Consider the following 19,628-nt stretch of genomic DNA (forward strand, 5'->3'; position numbering starts at 1 on the left):
GCCGTTTGTGCTTGTGGGAGTAGTCGGCCTGACTGTCGCCGACCCGGTCACACTCCGCGAGGGTGCCGTCCAGCAGGACATAGTCGGGGTCAGCTTCGCGCAGGGCACGCAGCAGGCCGGGGGCGCGGCCGGCGAGCAGCTTGATGACGGCGGCGGTGTAGGAGTGGGCGGTGCCCACGGAGATGCCGAAGCCTGCCGCGAGTTGGGCGAGGGTGTCATGGCGGCGCAGGTACACCAGGCCGACCAGCGCACGCTGGTGCGGCGGGAGTTTGCACCGTCGGTCACCCTCGCGAGTGACGATGAGCATGGTTACCCACTCGACCAGAGCGTGCGGCAGGTCGAGTGCGGCAGAATACGGAACCAACGCGGCTCCTGTGCCTGTGGGTTGAGACTTCGAACACCTCCCCCAACGGCACGGGAGCCTCGTGCGTTGCGCATCCTGTCGGCGTCACCCGATCAGTGGCCCTGCTGAAAACGCTCAGTGACTCCCACGGCGATCGCCGCCTTGTGCTCAGAGGACAGCAATGCTCGCATTCCACGTGACAGGTCATCGGGTCCATGTCGACCCCCTCTAAGAGTGTCAATTTCGGTACCCGCGACACCTTTTACCCGCCCACCACGGCATGGCTGAGCGCCCCCGCAGATCCCTCCAGATGATCGCGGACAGCCGTGGTGAACGCGTCACGCTCCTCATAGAACCCAGTGCGCGGCTGCAGCCACCCGTCCTCGGCGATCAGCAACTCCCAGCACACAGGAGAACGGGCGACAGAGAGCAGCCGCTTGAGGTCGGGGTCGTTCAGCGCACCGGCCTCCCTGATCAGATACTCCAGAAAATCGAGTTCGTCAGGACGCTGATCCTCTTCGCGATCCCCCCAGCCTTCGAGCAATTCGTAGGCCACCCACGCAGAGGAATGAGCATCCGACTGACAACATTCCGCATCCCCCGGACACCACCCTTCCTGTAACGCCAACAGTGCTGAACGCACCACAGCCCGCTTGACGGCATACCGCTCCATGCGCGAGCACCGCTCACGCATCGCCTCGGCATACCGAACGACACGGTCCGGTCCCAACATCCTCAGCCCCGAGCACGCTTGCGCCAGCGCCTCACTTTTCGCACGAAGCACTTCCACACGAAACTCAGGGGCGATATCCCCCAACCTCCACACCCCGTCAACGAACGCATCTGCGGTGCGCAAAAACACCGTCCACGCCTCGCCCCTCTGCACCTCCAGCCGCAGCTCCCGCTCCACTGCCGCCTGCGCGTACGTCGCCTCCAAAGCGACCCGACGTGCGAACGTGGTCTGCCATCGCGCCACCATCACCGCAGCAACTGCAGCCACCCCCGACAACACCGCCCCCAACGCCGAGAAGGCAGCACCAATGTTCTGTGCATCCACACGCACAGAATGCCGCCCCATCCACCGGCAACGGGGGCACACGACCAGAACAGCACGAACCCCGTCGCTAAATGTCAATGTGGTGAGGCAGACGACTCTCCGCCCCACCACATTCACCACGTCGGCGACTTGAAATGGCGGCCGCCAGAGTTCACTCCGCCACCCAGGCGAAGCTCACGAGAGCCAGCACACACCCAGCACGGGACAGGTCGCCAGGGATGACGAGGGGTGCCCACAGGTCAGCACCAAACCAGCACCGGCATCACCAACGAGCTTCTCTCGGGCGAACCTGCAACGCTCTGACCTGCACATTTGTCAAACTCTACGTAGTCGTGGTAAGCAGCGCCCCGAAAATGTGTGCAGCAATTTCATGAAGGGGCCCTGACCGACATATTCCTCTTGATAACACCGGAAACCGGCACAAGCCGACCCGGGGGCCCCGGACCGGCCCCCACCACGCTAGCGCCTGCCGGCCCCTGCTTCACCACTGGCCCTTGTGGTCGTCGGCGGTCAGGAGCGGTGGGCCCACGGGATGGAATCGAAACCACCCTGCGCGCGGGCAAGCCCCTCGCCCTGGTCTGCCACGCCCCCGGCACCCTGCGCCACGCCACCAACCCCGACGGCACCCCCCTCGTCCGCGGCCGGAAGGTCACCGGCTTCACCAACGGCGAGGAAGCCGCCGTCGGGCTCACCGACATCGTTCCCTTCCTCGTCGAGGACGAACTCGTGCGACTCGGCGCCGACTACACCAAGACCGATGACTGGCAGCCCTACGTCGTCGTCGACGGCCTCCTCGTCACCGGCCAGAGCCCCGCCTCCTCCGGCCCCGCCGCCGACGCCCTCCTCACCCTTCTCACCCTCGTCGACCAGGTCGACGACGCCCGCGCATAGCGAGCGTGCCCCGCCGAACTCGCCCACCCCCGCGGATCCGCCGACGGACCCCCGAATGACCAGCCGGGCTGCTCGCTCCGTCTCGTCAGGCGTCGCCGTACGCCTCTCCGCCCAGTTCGAACCCGGCCGATCCGGCGGTGGCGTCGGCGAGCCAGGAGCGGAAGGTGTCCACGTCGGCCTCCGGCAGACCGACCTCGATGGTGACGGCCTCGGCGTACCGCACGTCGCGCACCGCGCGGCCCGCGGTGCGCAGGTCGTTCTGGAGCTTGCCGGCCCGCTGGTGGTCGACGGTCACGGTGGCCAGGCGGAACCGGCGCCGGGTGAGGGTGCCGAGGTCGTCCAGGGCTTCGCCGACCGCGCCGCCGTAGGCGCGGATGAGGCCGCCCGCGCCGAGCTTGACGCCGCCGTAGTAGCGGGTGACGACGGCGACGACGTACCGCATGTCGCGGCGCAGCAGCATCTGGAGCATCGGGACGCCCGCGGTGCCGCCCGGCTCGCCGTCGTCGCTCGCCTTCTGGACCCCGGCGTCGGCGCCGATGACGTACGCCCAGCAGTTGTGGCTGGCGTCCGCGTGCTCCTTGCGCACGCCCGCGACGAACGCCTGGGCGTCCTGTTCGGTGGCGGCCGGGGCGAGGGCGCACAGGAAGCGCGAGCGGTTGATCTCGGTTTCGTGCACACCCGCGCGGGCGACCGTGCGGTACTCGTCCTGCATCCGGCCAGCCTATGCGCTCACCGTGCCGCGCTCCCCGGGGGCGTCGGCGGGGCGCGGGGCGGCGCCTCCGGTCAGGGCGGGGACCCGACGTCCCGGGTGAGGTGGAGGCCGAGGAACCGGTCGGCGTACGCGCAGATCTCGAACCGGGCTCCGTCCGGAAGATCCGGGTCGCTCTCCACCCGCCGCAGGACGCGCAGCACGCCGGGGGCGTCCAGGTCGTCCTCCCAGGCCGCCCGCAGTTGGTCGCGCAGCTCTCCCGGGACCGGCCGCGAGGGCTGCCTCGCCCAGTCGGCGACCGCCCGGCGCAGCCCCGCGAGGGTGGCGCGGGCCTCGTCCAGCGCGGTCGCGTCGAGCTCCACGCGCGCGTGGTGGTGCCGTTCCAGCAGGGCGAGGCGCACCGCGTCGGGATCGGCGAGGTCGGGGACGGCCGGGTGCACGCCGGCGACGGCGACCGTGGCCACGCCCTGTGCGTCCCCGCCCTCGCCCTCGCCCGCGTCCTCCCCTTCGCTCACGACGCGGACGCCCTGCCCGGTGCCCGGTCCGGGTCCGGCCGTACCGTCCTCGAAGGGCCGGATGCCGAGGGCGGCGGCGTCCTTGCGCGGTCCGTCCCGCTCGGCCGCGCCGGTCAGCACGGCCCACGCGGGCGTGCTGTCGAGTTCCAGGGCGCGCACCAGGAGGTCCGCGACCAGCAGCACGCGCAGGGCGGTGGCGTCACGCCCCGGCACGTGCGCCTCGACACGGGTCGGCGCCCGTCGGACGGGGGCGGCGGGGGCGGGTTCTCCGGTCCGGGCGTCGATGATGCGCAGCACGAGGCGAGCGTAGGCGCGGTGACGCGGTGGCGCACAGGGGCGCGCTCGCCGCACCCCTGCGGCCGCGGGGGAATCCCGGCACGTCGCCGTCCGTTGTCCCGAACGGGTGGCCCGACCCGCGGGCCGCCCGTGAGCACGAGGAGGCCGCCGGTGTACGGCGACGAGGCAACCGTCCGCAAGATCCTCACCGAGCTGGGCGACACCTGGGCCGTGGTGGGCCTGTCGAACAACCGGCAGCGCGCGGCGTACGGCGTCGCCGAGGTGCTGCAGCGCTTCGGCAAGCGCGTCGTCCCCGTACACCCCAAGGCGGAGTCGGTGCACGGGGAGCAGGGGTACGCGTCGCTCGCGGAGATCCCGTTCGACGTGGACGTCGTCGACGTCTTCGTCAACAGCGACCTGGCCGGATCGGTCGCCGACGAGGCGGTCGCCAAGGGCGCCCGGGCGGTCTGGTTCCAGCTCGGCGTGGTCGACGAGGCGGCGTACGGGCGGACCCGGGACGCGGGCCTGGCCATGGTGATGGACCGGTGCCCGGCGATCGAGATCCCGCGGCTGGGCTGAGCGCGCCGGGGCTCACCGGCCGGCTCCCGGACCCGACTGGATGACCACCACGCGGGCCCAGTCGGGCGGTGCGTCGGGGACGTACTCGGGGTCGTCCTCGTTCCAGGAGCCGCCGGTCCGCTCCCGGGGGAACAGCCCCACCACCGTCCGGCACGCCGGCCGCGTGTCCGGCCAGGGCGTCTGCCCGTCGGTCAGCACCACGACGGCGTCCGGCGCGGGGCGCGCCCCGAGCGCCTTGGCGAAGCCGGTGCGCAGGTCCGTGCCGCCGCCGCCCACCAGCTCGATCCCCTCGTCCCGGCAGAGCGAGTGCGCGAGGCGGGCCGCCGCGTCGCAGGGCACCACGCTGACCAGGTCGCGTCGGCCGCCGACGGCACGGGCGATCGCGGCGACCTCCAGGAGGGCGCTGCCCAGTTCGGCGTCGCTGACCGATCCGGAGGTGTCGATGACCACGGCGACCCGAGGCGGTCTGCGCCGCAGGCTGGGCAGCACCACACCAGGTGTTCCCGCCGAGCGGCGCGACGGCCGGCCGTACGTGTAGTCCTCACCCGCGCCGCCCGAGGAGGTCGCCGAACGGACCGCCGCCCCCAGCAACTCGCGCCAGGGCTGCGGCGGGTGGAACACCTTCTCCGCCCATCGCCGCCAGCCCTTCGGGGCGTTCCCCGGGGCGGCGCTGATGCCGCGGGCCACCCGGAAGCGCACCGCGTCCCGTTCCTGCTCGCTGAGGCCGTCCGCACCGTCCGGGCCGAGGTCCCACTCCCTGTCGAGGCCGTCCGCACCGCTGCCGCAGTCCAGCCAGGCCAGGCTCTCGGTGAGCCGTCCGAGCCGGAACCGGCTCAGGTAGTCCTCCATGAGCTGTCCCTCGGGCAGTTGCAGGAACGCCGGATCGACCGCGCCCTCCGGACGGACCAGTCCGTCGCCGAACACGTCGTCGTTGATCTCGCAGTCCGCGGCGATGTTCATCCGCAGCCGTTCCGACGGGCCGGTCAGCCCGCGCTCGCGGGCCACCCGGTCGCTGCGCCCATGGTGGTCGCGCAGGAGGTGCGAGACCTCGTGCACCCAGACCCCGGCCAGTTCCTCCACCGGCGTGCGGTCCACGAAGACCGGCGAGACGTAGCACCGCCAGTACCGGTCGACGGCCATCGTCGGCACCCTGCGCGACGGGACGACGTGCAGGGCGAACAGTGCCGTCGCCAGATAGGGCCGGGCCCGGGCGGCCTGCAGCCGGGCGGCGAAGAGCCTGTCGAGGTCGACCCGCACCCGGTCGGGCCCGACGGCCACCGGGCTCGGCGTCGGCTTCATCGGCTTCGTCGGGTCTATCGACTTCATCGGCTTCATCCGCTTCACCGGCCCGCCTTCGCGGTACCCGCGAGCCGTGCCGCCGCGCGGTCGGCCGCGCGGTCCGCGCGCCGTGAGAGGGACATGGCTCCGGCGAGCCGGTCGATCGAGGCGGGGATGTCCCAGTCCTGCTGCCGCAGCGTGGCGAGGGTCGTCGCCGGGACGACCACGACGTCCGGGGCGCCGGTCTCCATCGCCCGGGCCAGCAGCGCCCACGCCGAGTCCCACCGGGACTTCTCCGGCCGTTTGCGTACGGCGGCCACCACTGCGTCCAGCACGGCCTGGCGGAGGTCTCCCCGTTCGGGCAGTACGGCACCGGCCGGGTCGGCGAGCAGGGTCTCCGGGTCCGGAAGGTCCATCCGGTCCAGGCTCGCCATCAGTTCAAGGCCGGGGCCGTCCCCCACGGTCCCCCGCACCAGCAGGGAGAGCACTTCCCTGGACGAGCCGGCCGCGGTCGCGAAGGCGATCAGGCACAGGGTCATCTCCCAGCTCCGGGGCGACGGCCAGGCGCCGCCCCGGCGTGTCTCGCCGCTGGGCAGCCGGTGCACGAGTCCGGGGCGGGCGGTGAGGAACTCGCACACCGCGCGGCGCGCGTAACGCACCGCCTCGCCCAGCCCGCCCGGGTCGAGGCTCGGCAGGGCCGCCCGGGGCCAGGTCCCGCCGAGGCCCCGTACGACGACGTCCTGGTCGTGGGTCCACTGGAGATGGACGAACCGGTTGGCCAGGGGCGGGCTCAGCTCCCAGCCGTCGGCCGCCGAGGACCGCGGGTTGGCGGCGGCCACGATCCTGACGCCGGGCGGCAGCCGGAGCGCGCCGATCCGGCGTTCCAGGACGAGCCGGAGCAGGGCCGCCTGTACGGCGGGCGGCGCGGTGGACAACTCGTCGAGGAACAGCAGTCCCCGGCCGGCCCGCACCAGGCGCACCGCCCAGTCCGGCGGGGCCATCGGAACGCCCTGTTCCGCGGGGTCGTCGCCGACGACGGGCAGCCCGGAGAAGTCGGACGGCTCGTGCACGCTGGCGATCACGGTGGTGAGCGGGAGATCCAGGGCGGTGGCGAGCTGGGTGAGGGCCGCGGTCTTGCCGATCCCCGGCTCTCCCCACAGCAGCACGGGGAGGTCGGCGGCCACGGCCAGGGTGAGTGCCTCCAGTTGGATGTCGGGCCTGGGTTCGGTGGTCGTGTCGCGCAGCAGCGTCAGCAGGTCACCGGCGACGTCGAGCTGGGCGGGAACGGCGGGAGCACATGTCATCATTTGTCATCACCTGGGGGTCGGTAGCTGGGGCTGTCGGTCGTGGGAGGGGTTCGGCGCCGAGGGATCGGTGCGAAGAGGTCGGCGCGGAGGGATCGGTGCGGAGGGATCGGCGCGGAGAGGTCGGCGCGGGCGGGACGTCCGCGGTCCCCGGGGGTCAGTCGAACGTCGCGTGGCGCGGGCGGGAACGGCCTTCGCGGGGCCGGTGCGGGTCCGGGGCGACACGTCCCGGAGCGGGCTCGTCGAGGCCCGCGCGGAACAGCCCGTGGGCGACCCGCCGCAGCGCGGCGGCCTCCAGGTCGTCCCGCAGGTCGCCGTCGCGCAGGCGTGCGGCGGGTCCGAGCAGGGCCTCGACGGCGGCGAGGGCACCGGCGGTGTCCCCGTGGTTGAGGCGTTCGCGAATGTCGGGGAGGCACTCCGGGCGGCGGTGTGCCTCGTCGATGACCTGGAAGCAGGGCAGCGGCGTGCCGGTCAGCGCGGCGAGCAGTTCCTCCCGCCGGATCTCGGACGGCTCGTGGTCCAGCGCCGCCAGCACCCCGTCGACGAGGCCGATCCGGTGCCTGGCTCCCCGGCAGTCCACCACCCGCGGCTCCGCGACCGGGTCCGGTGTCCGGTGCCGGGCGCCCGGCACCTGGCCAGGTACCAGTGCGGAGGCGACCAGCGGGTGCAGCCGATCGGCCTCGATCGCACCGGCGCGCACCAGTTCCAGGTCGGGCAGGACCCAGGTGGCCGCGTCGGGGAGCACCGGCAGCGCGGACGCGGCACCGCCGGTGGGCACCGGCACCGCGACGATTCGCGGCGCCGCGGCCGAGAGGGTTTCGTCCGCGTCCAGTTCCAGGGCGAGCCGCCGTCCGGACCCGACCCGTACGACGACCGTCGCGCAGCCGGTGCCCTCGGCCCGGAGCAGGATCCGCGCCTCGGCCTCCCACCGGCCCACGGCACAGCGCCGCCCCGGCGGCACCGCTCCCCACGGGCCCGCGGTGTCGGGCGGGCCGCCGGCGGACGGCGGCAGGTCGGCGCCCGAGCGCACGCGCAGCTCACCGGTGCTGCGCGCGTCCCACAGGTGACGGTGCAGATCGAGCCGGAAGCGCCTGCTCGGCCGGGGATGCGGGTGCCGTGCGGGACCGGCGTCCGTGCCCGAACCGTCCCACAGGGCAAGGCTGATGCGCTGACCGCCGTCCGCCCAGGCGGGTGGGGTGCGGGCGACGAGGTGCACCGGCCGTACGCCGTCGCGGCCCTCGGTGGCATACCGGGCCAGGGTGAGCGTGAGGCCCGGGCGCAGCAGCCCGTCCGGGGCGATTCTCGGCATGTGCCAGCGCAGCAGGTCGGGAGCGAGGTGCCGCAGGTCGGTGCGGAGCCGGGAGGCGAGGGAGCGGCCGTGGGCGCGGGCCACGGAGCGCAGGTCCAGGTCGACGTCGACGGCCGCGGCGGCGCACGCGCCCGCCCAGTCCCCGGCACGGCGGCGCGCGGTCGCGGTCTCGATCATGGAGGGCGGCACGGCGAACTCGCGCACGCGCTGCCAGAAGGAAAGGCGGGAGTCGGTGTCCCCGTTCACGAAGTGAGTGGCCATCAGCACTCACCTTGCGCGGACGGGTCCCCCAATCTGCCAGGAGGAGTAGTCATCGCGGGGAGCATAGCCGCGCCGGTCGGGGCCCGCCAGGTGTTTTCCCGCGGCGAGGGCCGTCGCGACCGTTCCCGTGGCCCGTGCGCCGCCGACATAATGTCCGCGTGACCGCCCCCTCCCGCCATCCCAACTCCGCAGCATCACAAGCCTTTTCAGTCGTCGTGGTGGGCGCGGGTCCGGCCGGGCTGACCGTCGGCAACATCCTGCGCGCCGCGGGTGTCGACTGTCTGGTGCTGGAGACCGGGACCCGCGAAGTCGTCGAACACCGGCCCCGGGCGGGTGTCATCGAGGAGTGGGCCGTGCGCGGGCTGGCACGGCGCGGGCTGGCACGGACCCTGTTGGAGCGGGCGCAGGCCCACACCGAGTGCGAGTTCCGGTTCGCCGGGGAGCGGTACCGCTTCGGGTACACAGGACTGACGGGGCGTCACCACTTCGTCTACCCGCAGCAATTCCTGGTGACGGACCTGGTCCGGGAGTACGCGGACGTGCGCGGCGGGGAGATCCGGTTCGGCGTCCGGGACGTGCGCCTGCACGGCGCCGGGTCCGCCCGGCCGGCCGTGTCGTACGTCTGCCCCGAATCCGGTGAACGCCGGGTCGTGGAGGCGGACTTCGTCGCGGGGTGCGACGGTGCCCGCGGGGTGACGCGCGCGTCGCTGCCCGCCGGGCGGGCCCGCCTCGCCCGTCACGACTACGGCGTCGGCTGGCTGGCGCTGCTGGCCGAGGCACCGCCGTCCGCGGACTGCGTGGTGTTCGGCATGCATCCGCGCGGCTTCGCCGGGCACATGGCGCGCAGCCCCGAGGTGACCCGCTACTACCTTCAGTGTCCGCCGGGCGACGACCCGGAGAACTGGTCGCACGAGCGGGTCTGGGCCGAGCTGCGGGTACGGCTCGGCGCGGCGGGCGCACCGCCGCTCGAAGAGGGGCGGCTGATCGAGAAGCGCGTGCTGGACATGCACAGCTACGTGGTCGAGCCGATGGCCTTCGGGCGGCTCTTCCTGGCCGGGGACGCGGCCCACCTGACCGCGCCCATCGCCGCCAAGGGGCTGAACCTCGCCCTGCACGACGCCTTCCTGCTCGGCGACGGGCTGGTCGCGTCGCTGACGAAGGGCGACGACTCCGCACTGGCCGGCTACTCGGACGCGTGTCTCGCCCGGGTGTGGGACTACCAGGAGTTCTCCTGGTGGCTCGCGGAGATGTACCACGGCACGGCGTCGGGGGATCCGTACCGCGCGGGTGCCGCGCAGGCCCGGCTGCGGCGCCTGTTCTCCTCACCGGCCGCGGCGGCGGAGTTCGCCGAGCGGTACCTCGGCGTGCGGACCACCGGCTGAGCGTCCGGGCAGCCGGGACGGCAGGTCGCTCAGCCGTGTCGCTCAGTCGTGTCGCTCAGTCGTGGAGCGGCCGGTCGCCGAGCCGGTGGTCGGCCACGTTCAGCGCCTCGCCGACCAGGCGGCGCAGATGTCCGTCCCGCAGTGAGTACACGACCCGGCGCCCCTCCTTGCGGGTGCCGACCAGCCCCGCGATGCGCAGCCGGGCCAGGTGCTGGCTGACCGCCGGGCGGGCCGCCCCGCAGGCCTCGGTGAGGGTGGTGACGTCCGCCTCGCCGCCGGTCAGGGCGTGCAGCAGGGTCAGGCGGGTGCGGTCGCCGAGCAGCGCGAGGATCTCGGCGGCGAGGGCGAACTGCTCCTCGCCCGGTGTACGCGGGTGCGCATCGTCCGCAGGTGACAGGTGCATGCGTGCGCTCATACGCACATAATGGCGGGACGGACGGCGCGCGTCCACCCGCCGCACCGAAACACCGGACCCCGGACACCGCAAGGCGCCCGGCACCGAACACCGGAAGGGGCACCCATGAGCGACCCGCACCGGCACGATCACGATCACCACCACCAGGATCACTCCCAGGACGAACACGCTCACCACCACCGCTCCCCCGCCGCCCGGTGGCGCCGGTTCGCGCACGTCCTCGCCCACCGGCTCACACCCCACTCCCACGAGAGCGCCGACAAGCTGGACCCGGCCCTGGAGGCCTCGGCCCGCGGGCTGCGCGCGCTGTGGGTGTCGCTGGCGGTGCTCGGCGCCACGTCGCTGGCACAGGCGGCCGTGGTCGTGGCCTCCGGATCGGTGGCGCTGCTCGGGGACACGGTGCACAACACCGCGGACGCGCTGACCGCCGTCCCCCTGGCCATCGCCTTCGTCCTCGGCCGGCGCGCGGCGACCCGGCGCTTCACCTACGGCTACGGTCGGGCGGAGGACCTGGCGGGCATCGTGATCGTGCTGACGATCGCCGCGTCCGCCGTCTTCGCGGCGTGGACGGCGGTCGACCGGCTGCTCGATCCGCGCCCGGTCGCCCACGTCCCGGCGGTGGCCGTGGCCGCCGTGGTCGGTTTCGCCGGCAACGAGTGGGTGGCCCGCCACCGGATCCGCGTGGGCCGGGAGATCGGCTCCGCCGCGCTGGTGGCCGACGGTCTGCACGCCCGCACGGACGGGTACACGTCCCTGGCCGTACTGCTGGGCGCCGGCGGCGCGGCACTGGGGTGGCGGCTCGCCGACCCGGTCGTGGGGCTGGCGATCACGGCCGCGATCGTGCTCGTCCTGCGGGACGCGGCGCGCGAGGTGTTCCGGCGGCTGATGGACGCCGTCGACCCGGCGCTGGTGGACCGGGCCGAGCGCGTACTGGGCGAGGTGCCCGGCGTGCGCGGGGTGGGCGAGCTGCGGCTGCGCTGGATCGGGCACCGGCTGCGCGCCGAGGTGGCCCTGGTGGTGGACGGCGAGGCGACGGTCCGCGAGGCCCACCGCGTCGCCGTGGCGGCCGAACACGCCCTGCTGCACGCGGTGCCGCGGCTTTCCGCCGCCCTGGTCCACGCCGACCCGGCGCCGTCCCCGGGCGAGGCGGATCCGCATCTGGCGCTCGCCCACCACGCCCCCGCGTGACGGGTCAGGCGACGCCCAGCCCTTCCAGCACCTCGGCGCCGGGCAGCTCCGCGAAGGCCTTGCCCGGCACGAGCAGCTTGCCGCGCCTGCGTCCGCTGCCGACGAGGACGTACGGCAGGTCGACGACGGCCGAGTCCACCAGCACGGGCCAGTCGCCGGGCAGGCCCACCGGCGTGATGCCGCCGTACTCCATGCCGGTCTCGCCGGTCGCGGTGTCCATCGGCGCGAAGGAGGCCTTGCGTGCCCCGAGGTGACGGCGTACGACGCCGTTGACGTCGACCCGGGCGGTGGAGAGGACCACGCAGGCGGCCAGCGTCGTGCCGCCGCCGCGCTTGCCGGTGACCACCACGCAGTTGGCGGACTGTTCGAGCAGCTCACGGCCGTAGTGCTCGACGAAGGTGGCGGTGTCGGCCCACTCCGGTTCGGTGTCGACGTAGAGGATCTGGTCGGCGGGTACGGTGCCGCTCCAGTGGCGTACGGCGTCGGCGACCGGGCGGGTCAGTGCGTCGAGGCGGTCCGGGGCGGGCGTGGCGCTGTCGAAGTTCCCGATGGGTGCGTGCATGGCGGCACGCTAACAACCGCCGGAGCCCCGGTGAGCGGCCGTCTCAGCGGACGGGCGGCACCGAGACCGCCATGATCATCTCCATCGGCGCGTCGCCCTCGTTGCCGTACGTGTGCGGGGTGTCGGACTCGAAGGAGGCGCTCGCACCCGTGGGCACGCGGTGGGTCACCCCGTCGACGGTGAGGGCGAGTTCGCCGGAGGTGACGTGCACCAGCTCGACGGTGCCGGTGGGGTGCGGGTCGGAGAGGCTGCGCTCGCCCGGCATCAGCCGCCATTCCCACATCTCCAGCGGGCCGGGCGCCTCCACCCCGGCGAGCAGCCGGCTGAAGCTGCCGGCGTCGGTGTGCCAGAGGCGGACGGCCTCGTCGGCGGGGACGACGCGGACCGCGGGCCCCTGTTCCCAGTCGAGCAGGGTGGTGATGCTGACGCCGAGGGCGTCGCCGATCTTCACGACGGTACCGAGGCTGGGGTTGGTGCGGGCCTGCTCGATCTGGATGAGCATGCCGCGGCTGACCCCGGCGCGCGCCGCCAGCGCCTCCAAGGTGAAGCCGCGTTCGCCGCGCCAGCGCTTGACGTTCCGCGCCAGGGACTGGGTCAGGAGGTCGAGGTCCGCCACGTTCCGTCCAGGGACTCGTACAGGTGCGTACATGCGTGCGTACATTATTTTGAATGACAGGGTGCAGCGGATTGAACTATGGTCTGCTGCACCCGAAGGTCCACCGAACTGTACTGCGAGGCGACCGGATCATGACAGCGCTGTTCGCCCTGGCCACCAGCGTCCTGTGGGGCCTGGCCGACTTCGGCGGCGGGGTCCTGACCCGGCGCACCCCGGCGCTCACGGTGGTCGTCGTCTCACAGTCGATCGCGGTCGCGGTCCTCGGTGTGATAGTGGCCGCGACCGGCGCCTGGAGCGAGGCGTCGCCGCACCTGTGGTTCGCGGTGGCGGCGGGGCTGGTCGGGCCGGTGGCGATGCTCGCGTTCTACAAGGCATTGGCCATGGGCCCGATGGGTGTCGTCTCGCCGCTCGGTTCGCTCGGCGTGGCCGTCCCGGTGACCGTGGGCCTAGGGTCTGTCCGGCGGATCATGCCGCAGACGCGGGGTCTGGCACGCCCATCTGCTGCGTTGTCGTCACTCGCCGACTCCCCCACGCTCGACTGCGCTCGCGCGGGGGGACCCCCATCGCGTCGACTCCCTCCTCCGCCTTGCAGCTGCACGCACCAGACCCCGCTCACCAGCGCCGACGAGGTACCGCTTCTTTCCTGCGACCTGATCCGCCGGACAGACCCTAGTCCTGGGCGAGCGGCCCGGACTGCCGCAGCTCGCGGGCGTCCTGGTCGCCGTGGCCGGGGTCGTGCTCGCCGGGGGTCCGCAGCTGAGGGGCGCGCCCGTGCAGCGGCGGGCCGTCGTCCTCACGCTCGTCGCCGCGATCGGCTTCGGCGCGGTGATGGCCCTCATCGCCGAGGCGTCGACCACTCTCACCGGTCTCTTCCTGGCCCTGTTCGTGCAGCGCGTCGCCAACGTCGCCGCGGGCGGAATGGCCCTGTGGGTGTCCGTCCGGCGCGGCGCCCCCGCCCTGCCCGGGCAGGGTCTCCCGCTCACCGCGCTGCCCGCCCTGGCCTTCGTCGGCCTCGCCGACGTCGCGGCCAACGGCACGTACTCGATCGCCGCCCAGCACGGCCCGGTCACGGTCGCGGCCGTCCTGGCCTCCCTCCACCCGGTGGTGACCGCGCTGGCCGCGCGGGGCCTCCTGAGCGAACGGCTGCGTGCCGTGCAGGCGGCCGGCGCGGGCCTCGCGCTGGTGGGCACGCTGCTGCTGGCGACGGGCTGAGGCCGGCACCCGCTCGGCACTCGCGCCCGTTCAGCCCTCAGCGGCCGGTTCGGCGAGCCTGCCCGTCGCCCGCTCCGGGTCGTCCAGTTCGGCGAGCCGGGCCACCGCCTCGTCGTCCAGCTTCGACAGCTCCCGCAGCTGCCCCGGCGTGATCCCGTCGGGAATCGGCACCGGAGCCGGAGTCCGCAGCGGCGGCTGCCAGCCCTCGGCCGGTGTCCAGCGCCGTACGACGCGGGCGGGGGCGCCCGCCACCACGGCGTGGTCGGGGACCGTGCCCCGGACCACGGCACCGGCGGCCACGACCACGTTCCGCCCGATCCGCGCGCCGGGCAGGATCACCGCACCGGTGCCGATCCAGCAGCCGGGGCCGATCTCCACCGGGTCCATCCGCGGCCACTGCTTGCCGATGGGCTGCCGCGGGTCGTCGTAGGAGTGGTTGGTGGAGGTGACGTAGACGTACGGGCCGAAGTAGCAGTCGCTGCCGATGGTGACCGTGGTGTCCGCGATGACGTGGCTGCCGCGGCCGAGGACGACCCCGTCGCCGATGCGCAGGATCGGTTCCGGTCCGAGGTCGAGGTCGGGCATGAGCCCGGCGGTCAGCGTGACCTGCTCGCCGATGATGCAGTGCGCGCCGACCTGGATCCAGGGCTCGCCGAAGACCGTGCCGAGCGGGAAGGCGAGCCGCGTGCCCGTGCCCAGCGCGCCGAACCGGAACCGCCCGGGGCGCGCGGCGGTGACGGAACCGGTGCGCTGCACCCAGGCCCAGCCCGCGTGGACGGCCTGCTGCGCGAGGCGGCTCCGCCAGGACGAGAACGTGTTCTTGCGGTGGGGCACCCGCTCACGGTAGACCGCACGCGCCGCGGCCAGGACCGCACCGTGCTGTGATCTTCACCCCAACGGGTGGCGTACGGTGCCCTACGACACCCGAGCAGGAGGCGAAGATGACGCAGAAGGCGCTGATCACGGGCATCGGCGGCAAGGAACCGAAGGTGGACGCGGAGGCCTTCGTGGCGCCGACCGCCTCGGTCGTCGGGGACGTGACGCTGCACGCCGGGGCGAGCGTCTGGTACGGCGCGGTGCTGCGCGGCGACGTCGAGCGGATCTCCGTCGGGGCGAGCAGCAACGTCCAGGACAACTGCACGCTCCACGCCGACCCCGGCTTCCCCGTCACCGTCGGCGAGCGCGTCTCCATCGGGCACAACGCCGTGGTGCACGGCGCCACCGTCGAGGACGACTGTCTGATCGGGATGGGTGCGACGGTGCTCAACGGCGCGGTGATCGGCGCCGGTTCGCTGGTCGCCGCCCAGGCGCTGGTCCCGCAGGGGATGCGGGTGCCGCCGGGGTCGCTGGTCGCGGGGGTGCCGGCGAAGGTGAAGCGGGAGCTGACGGAGGAGGAGCGTCAGGGGGTCACGCTGAACGGCACGATGTACGCGGCGCTGGCTGGAGCGCATCGGGATGCGGTGGGGGAGGATCTGTGATCGGCCGTCCGCGGCTTGGTTGTGGTTGCTCGCGCAGTTCCCCGCGCCCCTATGGGGCGCGCCTCACTCCCCGGCGACGGCCGGCTCGGCCTCCGGCTGGGTCCTGCCCGCCCTGCGCTTGACGATCAGCATCGAGGCGACGCCGATCAGGACGGCCACCACCAGGCCCAGCCAGGAGAAGCGCTTGAGCCAGTCCTCGGCGACGACGCCGACGTAGTAGATGACGGCGGTGGTGCCGCCCGCCCAGACGATGCCGCCGAGGACGTTGGCGATCAGGAACTTCCAGTACGGCATCCGCAGCACACCGGCCAGCGGGCCCGCGAAGATCCGCAGCAGGGCGACGAAGCGGCCGAAGAACACGGCCCACATGCCCCACTTCTGGAAGGACCGCTCGGCGGTGGCGACATGCCCCTCGCTGAAGTGCTTGGGGAACTTCCCGCCCAGCCAGGCCAGCAGGGGCCGGCCGCCCTTGCGGCCGATGGCGTACCCGATGGAGTCGCCGATCACCGCGCCCGCGCTGGCGCACGCGCCGAGGACCAGCGGGTCGATCCCGCCGTGCTGCGACGACAGCAGGGCCGCCGACACCAGGATGATCTCGCCGGGCAACGGAATGCCCAGGCTCTCCAGACCGATGACGAGTCCGACGACGGCGTAGACGGCCGCCGCGGGCACCGTGTCGAGCCATTCCTGGACGTGCAACGCCCCACCCTCCGCTTCGCGAACCTGATCCCTGTTCCCGGTGCGCCTCGATCGAGGCGCACCGGGAAGCGTACCGGGTCGGCGGGGGTCAGCTGTTGGGGCGCAGGGTCCATATGACGGTCATCTCACCGGTGACGGCTCCGTCCTCGCGCTGGATGGCGACGCTCACGGGGAACTCGGGCCGGCTGCCCGCGTCCAGTTCAGCGACGACCTCCGCGGCGGGGCGGCCGAGGGTCGCGGTGGCGGTGACCGGACCGAGGGCTATCTTCTTGAAGGCGATCTCCGCGGTGACCGGCAGCGGCACCGCCCGGGAGAGCTGGTCGCCGAAGGCGGCCAGCACGATCGCGCCGCTGGCCGACTCGCCCAGCGTGAACATGGCTCCGGCGTGCGGTCCGCCGACGTGGTTGCGGTACTCGCTCTGGTCCGGGAGGGCCAGGACAGCCTTCTCCGGAGTGGTCTCCAGGTACTGGAGGTTCAGGGTCCGGACCATCGGCACCGTGGCGGCGAGCAACTCGCCGATCGACATCTGATCTGCGCTCATGGAGGCAGGTTACCCGTGAGTAGCTTCCAGGGCCAGGCACCCGTGAAGATCGCCGTAAGCTGTGCGCCCATGTGGCCAGGAGAACAGTCATCCACCGGCGGACCGGACCCGCGGCAGCCCGCGCCATGGAACGCCCCCACCGTCGCGTCCGGCGCACCGGGCGGCGGGCCGCCCGGCCGGGGGCCCGGCAACGGCCGTACGAAGGTGGTGGCGATCGTCGCCGCCGCGGTCGTGGTGGTCGCCGCCGCGGTGACCGGGACGGTGCTCCTGGGCGGCGGCGAGGACGACGGGGCACGGCCCGGCCCCACCGTCTCCGCTGCGTCCGCCTCCGCACCGTCCGCGTCCCCCGCCGACGACCCGCGCGGCGGGGACGGCACCCCGAAGGCCTCCGTCGAGGGCTGGACCGTCGTGGCCAACCCCGGCCACGGCATCGCCTTCGACGTGCCTGCCTCCTGGGTGCCGCAGTCCCGCGACTGGGTGACCTACGTCGCCGAGGACGACGACCCCGACGAGAAGCCCCTGGTCGCCATGAAGGCCCCCGCCGTCCTGAAGGAGAAGTGGTGCGGGTCGGACGGCGACCGGGACGGCTCGGTCGAGTACACGCCCCTGGCCAGTGCGGGCACCCGCGGCAACAACGGCGCCCGGAGCACCGAGGAGATCGTCAGGACCGACTCCGCGACCTGGGTCTACGGGGCCTTCGCCCAGCCGGACCGGGACAAGGTCTCGACGGGGCCGGTGACTCCCTTCACCACCGACTCCGGCATCGAGGGCAGCCTGGCCACCTCCCGGTCGGCCGGGGTGGCGAAGAAGGGAAAGTGCGACGTGAACGGCAAGGCGACCACCTTCGCCTTCAAGTCCGCCGACGGCGACTTCGTGTCGTGGTCGTTCTTCGGCGCCGCGGACGTCGCCGACGAGGTGACCGACGCCACCGTGCGCAGCATCCTGGCCACCGTCAGGGAGTACACGCCGTCGGACGCCTAGGCTTCCGGGTTTCGGTACGTCCCTGACAAGGGTCGGTGACCGAATCGTTTCCCTGGCGGCATTAGGGTGACTGCTCATGTGGCCAGGACAGCAGCCGCCCGGGGGCGAGCAGAACCCGCAGAATCAGAACAATCCCTACCAGCAGCCGGGGTACCAGCAGCCGAATCCGTATCAGCAGCCGGGCTACCAGCAGCAGCCCGGCGCGTACGGGCAGCAGCAGTGGAGCACGCCGCAGCCGGTCACCGCTCCGCAGCCGGCCACGGGCGGGGGTGGCGGCGGTGGCGGCAACCGGACGAAGCTGGTCGCGATCATCGCGTCCCTCGCCGTGGTCGTGGCCGCGGGCGTCACCGGCTTCCTGGTGCTCGGCGGTGACAAGGACGACCAGGCGGACGACGGCAAGGACAAGAAGACGTCCGCGAGCCCGACCGTGGAGAAGTCCGAGTCCCCCACCGCCGACCCGAGCGCGTCGGGCTCCGACGAGAACCCGCGCGGGGGCGAGGGCGCGAAGGCCACCGTCGACGGCTGGAAGGTCGTCGCCAACCCGCGCTTCGGCACCATGTTCGACGTGCCGGCGGACTGGGAGATCGACAGCACCGACACCAGCGTCGGCTTCGAGTGGGAGGAGGACGGGAAGACCGACCGCACCACGGTCACCGCTCCGGCCTACCTGAAGTCCGAGTGGTGCACGACCGACGAGAACAAGGACGGCCGCAAGGAGACCACCGCCCTCGCCACCACGGGCACCCGCGGCGAGAGCGGCGCCAAGACCACCGACCAGGCGGCCGAGACCCGGGTGCCGTGGTGGATCTACGGCGGTTACACCGAGCCGGACAAGAAGAGCGTGAAGTACGGCAAGCCGAAGCCGTACACCACCGCTTCGGGCATCAAGGGGAGTGTCATCACGGCGCACTCGGAGGGCGCTCCCAAGAAGGGCAAGTGCGACACCGAGGGCAAGGCGATCACCTTCGCGTTCAAGAACGGCGCGGGCGACTTCGTCACCTGGAACCTCTACGGCCCCAAGGGCGTCAAGGAGGAGCTCCCGGAGGCGACGATCCAGAAGATCCTCGCCACCGTGCGCCTCACCGAGGAACCGCCGACCGAGTCCTAGGCCCCGGGCCGGTGGCGCCGCTCAGCCGATGCCGAACGCCCCGGCCGGCGGCTCGGGCGACGGTACGGCGTCCTCGTCCCGCACCGGACGGGCGTCGCCGGCGAAGTCCCGCAGGGCGGGCCCGTGCTCGACCCTGGCCGGGAAGGCGTCGGCGGCGGTGCGCCGGGCCAGCGCGGCGGTGTCCAGCGGCCGGTGCGCGGCGACGAGCACCGCGTTGCCGAAGCGGCGTCCGCGCAGCACCCCCGGTTCGGCGATCAGCGCCAGCTCCTCGAAGAACGCGGCGAATCCGGCCAGTTGGCCGCGCAGGAAGCCGAACGGCGCCCCGTCGGCCAGGTTGGCCACGTAGACGCCGTCGGCGCGCAGGACCCGGGCCGCCTCGCGCACGTAGCCGAGGGACGTCAGGTGCGCGGGCACGCGTGAGCCCCCGAAGACGTCGGCGACCAGTACGTCGGCCGAGTCCGCGGGGGCGGCCGCCAGCCAGGCGCGGGCATCGGCACCGTGGGTGGTGATGCCCGCGTCCGGCGGCAGCGGCAGGTGCTCGGCGACCAGGTCGAGCAGCCCCCGGTCGGCCTCCACGACGTCCTGCCGTGAGCCGGGCCGGGTCGCGGCCACGTACCGGGGCAGGGTGAACGCGCCGCCGCCCAGGTGCAGGACGTCCAGCGCGCGCCCCGGCTCGGCGACCGTGTCCAGGACGTGGCCGAGCCGGCGCGTGTACTCGAACTCCAGGTGCGCCGGCTCGTCCAGGTCGACGTACGACTGCGGCGCCCCGTCCACGGTGAGCAGCCAGGCCCGTGCCCGGTCGACGTCGGGCATGAGCTTGGCGGTGCCGTGGTCGGTGACCCGGCTGACGGGTATGGCTTCGTTCACCCGCCCATTGTGCCGGTGCCCGGCGGGACGCCCGCTCCACCGCACTCACGCCACCGC

21 protein-coding genes and 2 pseudogenes are annotated in these 19,628 nt (G+C 73.2%); 9 read left to right on the forward strand and 14 right to left on the reverse strand.

The annotated features are described in order from the left end of the window. Both ACFV9J_RS35560 and ACFV9J_RS35565 read right to left on the reverse strand, forming a co-directional pair. A partial coding sequence (locus ACFV9J_RS35560; RefSeq protein ID WP_385361574.1) for a transposase family protein occupies positions 1–364 on the reverse strand: 364 nt, incomplete at its 3' end. 241 nt (positions 365–605) lie between these two features. After that, positions 606–1,400: a hypothetical protein gene (locus ACFV9J_RS35565; protein ID WP_385361575.1), complete on the reverse strand. Its 795-nt coding sequence runs from the start codon at positions 1,398–1,400 to the stop codon at positions 606–608. A 519-nt stretch (positions 1,401–1,919) separates the two neighbouring features. Between ACFV9J_RS35565 and ACFV9J_RS35570 the strand changes: the two genes are divergently transcribed. Next, entirely contained in the window at positions 1,920–2,291 is a 372-nt protein-coding gene (locus ACFV9J_RS35570; protein ID WP_385361577.1) for a hypothetical protein, read from the forward strand. An 85-nt stretch (positions 2,292–2,376) separates the two neighbouring features. Here the strand turns inward: ACFV9J_RS35570 and ACFV9J_RS35575 are convergent, their stop codons facing one another. Next, positions 2,377–3,003 (reverse strand): YigZ family protein, encoded by a 627-nt coding sequence (locus ACFV9J_RS35575; protein ID WP_385361579.1) that lies wholly within the window; start codon positions 3,001–3,003, stop codon positions 2,377–2,379. Positions 3,004–3,074: 71 nt separating this feature from the next. Further along, on the reverse strand, positions 3,075–3,812 hold the full coding sequence (locus tag ACFV9J_RS35580; RefSeq protein ID WP_385361581.1) for a hypothetical protein: 738 nt from the start codon (positions 3,810–3,812) through the stop codon (positions 3,075–3,077). Between the two features lie 150 nt (positions 3,813–3,962). Here ACFV9J_RS35580 and ACFV9J_RS35585 point away from each other — a divergent pair, with 150 nt between their 5' ends. Continuing rightward, positions 3,963–4,370, forward strand: coding sequence for a CoA-binding protein (locus tag ACFV9J_RS35585; protein WP_385361583.1), 408 nt, complete (start codon positions 3,963–3,965; stop codon positions 4,368–4,370). A 12-nt stretch (positions 4,371–4,382) separates the two neighbouring features. On the opposite strand, the gene ACFV9J_RS35590 is transcribed toward ACFV9J_RS35585, so the two are convergent. The 3 genes from ACFV9J_RS35590 to ACFV9J_RS35600 form a co-directional block, all read right to left on the reverse strand. Continuing rightward, on the reverse strand, positions 4,383–5,669 hold the full coding sequence (locus ACFV9J_RS35590; RefSeq protein WP_385361687.1) for a VWA-like domain-containing protein: 1,287 nt from the start codon (positions 5,667–5,669) through the stop codon (positions 4,383–4,385). A gap of 41 nt (positions 5,670–5,710) precedes the next feature. Then, the gene (locus ACFV9J_RS35595; RefSeq protein ID WP_385361585.1) at positions 5,711–6,955 is read right to left on the reverse strand and encodes an AAA family ATPase; all 1,245 of its coding nucleotides are present in this window, start codon (positions 6,953–6,955) and stop codon (positions 5,711–5,713) included. 154 nt (positions 6,956–7,109) lie between these two features. Then, entirely contained in the window at positions 7,110–8,522 is a 1,413-nt protein-coding gene (locus ACFV9J_RS35600; protein WP_385361587.1) for a hypothetical protein, read from the reverse strand. A gap of 158 nt (positions 8,523–8,680) precedes the next feature. On the opposite strand from ACFV9J_RS35600, the gene ACFV9J_RS35605 reads away from it, so the two are divergent. Next, positions 8,681–9,904, forward strand: coding sequence for a 4-hydroxybenzoate 3-monooxygenase (locus tag ACFV9J_RS35605; protein WP_385361589.1), 1,224 nt, complete (start codon positions 8,681–8,683; stop codon positions 9,902–9,904). A gap of 55 nt (positions 9,905–9,959) precedes the next feature. On the opposite strand, the gene ACFV9J_RS35610 is transcribed toward ACFV9J_RS35605, so the two are convergent. Next, a complete protein-coding gene (locus ACFV9J_RS35610) occupies positions 9,960–10,319 on the reverse strand; it encodes an ArsR/SmtB family transcription factor (protein ID WP_385361590.1) in 360 nt (119 codons plus the stop codon). 105 nt (positions 10,320–10,424) lie between these two features. On the opposite strand from ACFV9J_RS35610, the gene ACFV9J_RS35615 reads away from it, so the two are divergent. Then, positions 10,425–11,507 carry a cation diffusion facilitator family transporter gene (locus tag ACFV9J_RS35615; protein WP_385361592.1) on the forward strand — a complete coding sequence of 361 codons (1,083 nt, stop codon included), beginning with the start codon at positions 10,425–10,427 and terminating at the stop codon, positions 11,505–11,507. A gap of 4 nt (positions 11,508–11,511) precedes the next feature. Here the strand turns inward: ACFV9J_RS35615 and ACFV9J_RS35620 are convergent, their stop codons facing one another. Further along, entirely contained in the window at positions 11,512–12,069 is a 558-nt protein-coding gene (locus tag ACFV9J_RS35620) for a YbaK/EbsC family protein (RefSeq protein WP_385361594.1), read from the reverse strand. A gap of 43 nt (positions 12,070–12,112) precedes the next feature. Then, a complete protein-coding gene (locus ACFV9J_RS35625; RefSeq protein ID WP_385361596.1) occupies positions 12,113–12,685 on the reverse strand; it encodes a helix-turn-helix domain-containing protein in 573 nt (190 codons plus the stop codon). 131 nt (positions 12,686–12,816) lie between these two features. Between ACFV9J_RS35625 and ACFV9J_RS35630 the strand changes: the two are divergent. Both ACFV9J_RS35630 and ACFV9J_RS35635 read left to right on the forward strand, forming a co-directional pair. Then, positions 12,817–13,131, forward strand: a pseudogene (locus ACFV9J_RS35630) (hypothetical protein); the annotation flags it as partial. 223 nt (positions 13,132–13,354) lie between these two features. Further along, positions 13,355–13,897 (forward strand): annotated as a pseudogene (locus tag ACFV9J_RS35635) (EamA family transporter); the annotation flags it as partial. A 30-nt stretch (positions 13,898–13,927) separates the two neighbouring features. On the opposite strand, the gene ACFV9J_RS35640 reads toward ACFV9J_RS35635, so the two are convergent. Further along, the gene (locus ACFV9J_RS35640) at positions 13,928–14,731 is read right to left on the reverse strand and encodes an acyltransferase (RefSeq protein WP_385361598.1); all 804 of its coding nucleotides are present in this window, start codon (positions 14,729–14,731) and stop codon (positions 13,928–13,930) included. 107 nt (positions 14,732–14,838) lie between these two features. Here ACFV9J_RS35640 and ACFV9J_RS35645 point away from each other — a divergent pair, with 107 nt between their 5' ends. Further along, on the forward strand, positions 14,839–15,375 hold the full coding sequence (locus ACFV9J_RS35645; RefSeq protein WP_385361600.1) for a gamma carbonic anhydrase family protein: 537 nt from the start codon (positions 14,839–14,841) through the stop codon (positions 15,373–15,375). Between the two features lie 63 nt (positions 15,376–15,438). Here the strand turns inward: ACFV9J_RS35645 and ACFV9J_RS35650 are convergent, their stop codons facing one another. Continuing rightward, positions 15,439–16,074: a DedA family protein gene (locus ACFV9J_RS35650; protein WP_385361602.1), complete on the reverse strand. Its 636-nt coding sequence runs from the start codon at positions 16,072–16,074 to the stop codon at positions 15,439–15,441. An 88-nt stretch (positions 16,075–16,162) separates the two neighbouring features. Next, complete coding sequence (locus ACFV9J_RS35655) at positions 16,163–16,600, reverse strand: DUF4442 domain-containing protein (protein WP_385361689.1); 438 nt, start codon at positions 16,598–16,600, stop codon at positions 16,163–16,165. 84 nt (positions 16,601–16,684) lie between these two features. Between ACFV9J_RS35655 and ACFV9J_RS35660 the strand changes: the two genes are divergently transcribed. Next, the gene (locus tag ACFV9J_RS35660) at positions 16,685–17,596 is read left to right on the forward strand and encodes a hypothetical protein (RefSeq protein WP_385361603.1); all 912 of its coding nucleotides are present in this window, start codon (positions 16,685–16,687) and stop codon (positions 17,594–17,596) included. Between the two features lie 76 nt (positions 17,597–17,672). Next, the gene (locus ACFV9J_RS35665; RefSeq protein ID WP_385361605.1) at positions 17,673–18,704 is read left to right on the forward strand and encodes a hypothetical protein; all 1,032 of its coding nucleotides are present in this window, start codon (positions 17,673–17,675) and stop codon (positions 18,702–18,704) included. Between the two features lie 21 nt (positions 18,705–18,725). On the opposite strand, the gene ACFV9J_RS35670 is transcribed toward ACFV9J_RS35665, so the two are convergent. Further along, positions 18,726–19,571 carry a spermidine synthase gene (locus ACFV9J_RS35670; protein WP_385361607.1) on the reverse strand — a complete coding sequence of 282 codons (846 nt, stop codon included), beginning with the start codon at positions 19,569–19,571 and terminating at the stop codon, positions 18,726–18,728. Positions 19,572–19,628: the final 57 nt, after the last annotated feature.

This window comes from Streptomyces sp. NPDC059906 (genome assembly GCF_042730645.1).
GTDB lineage: Bacteria > Actinomycetota > Actinomycetes > Streptomycetales > Streptomycetaceae > Streptomyces > Streptomyces rubrogriseus.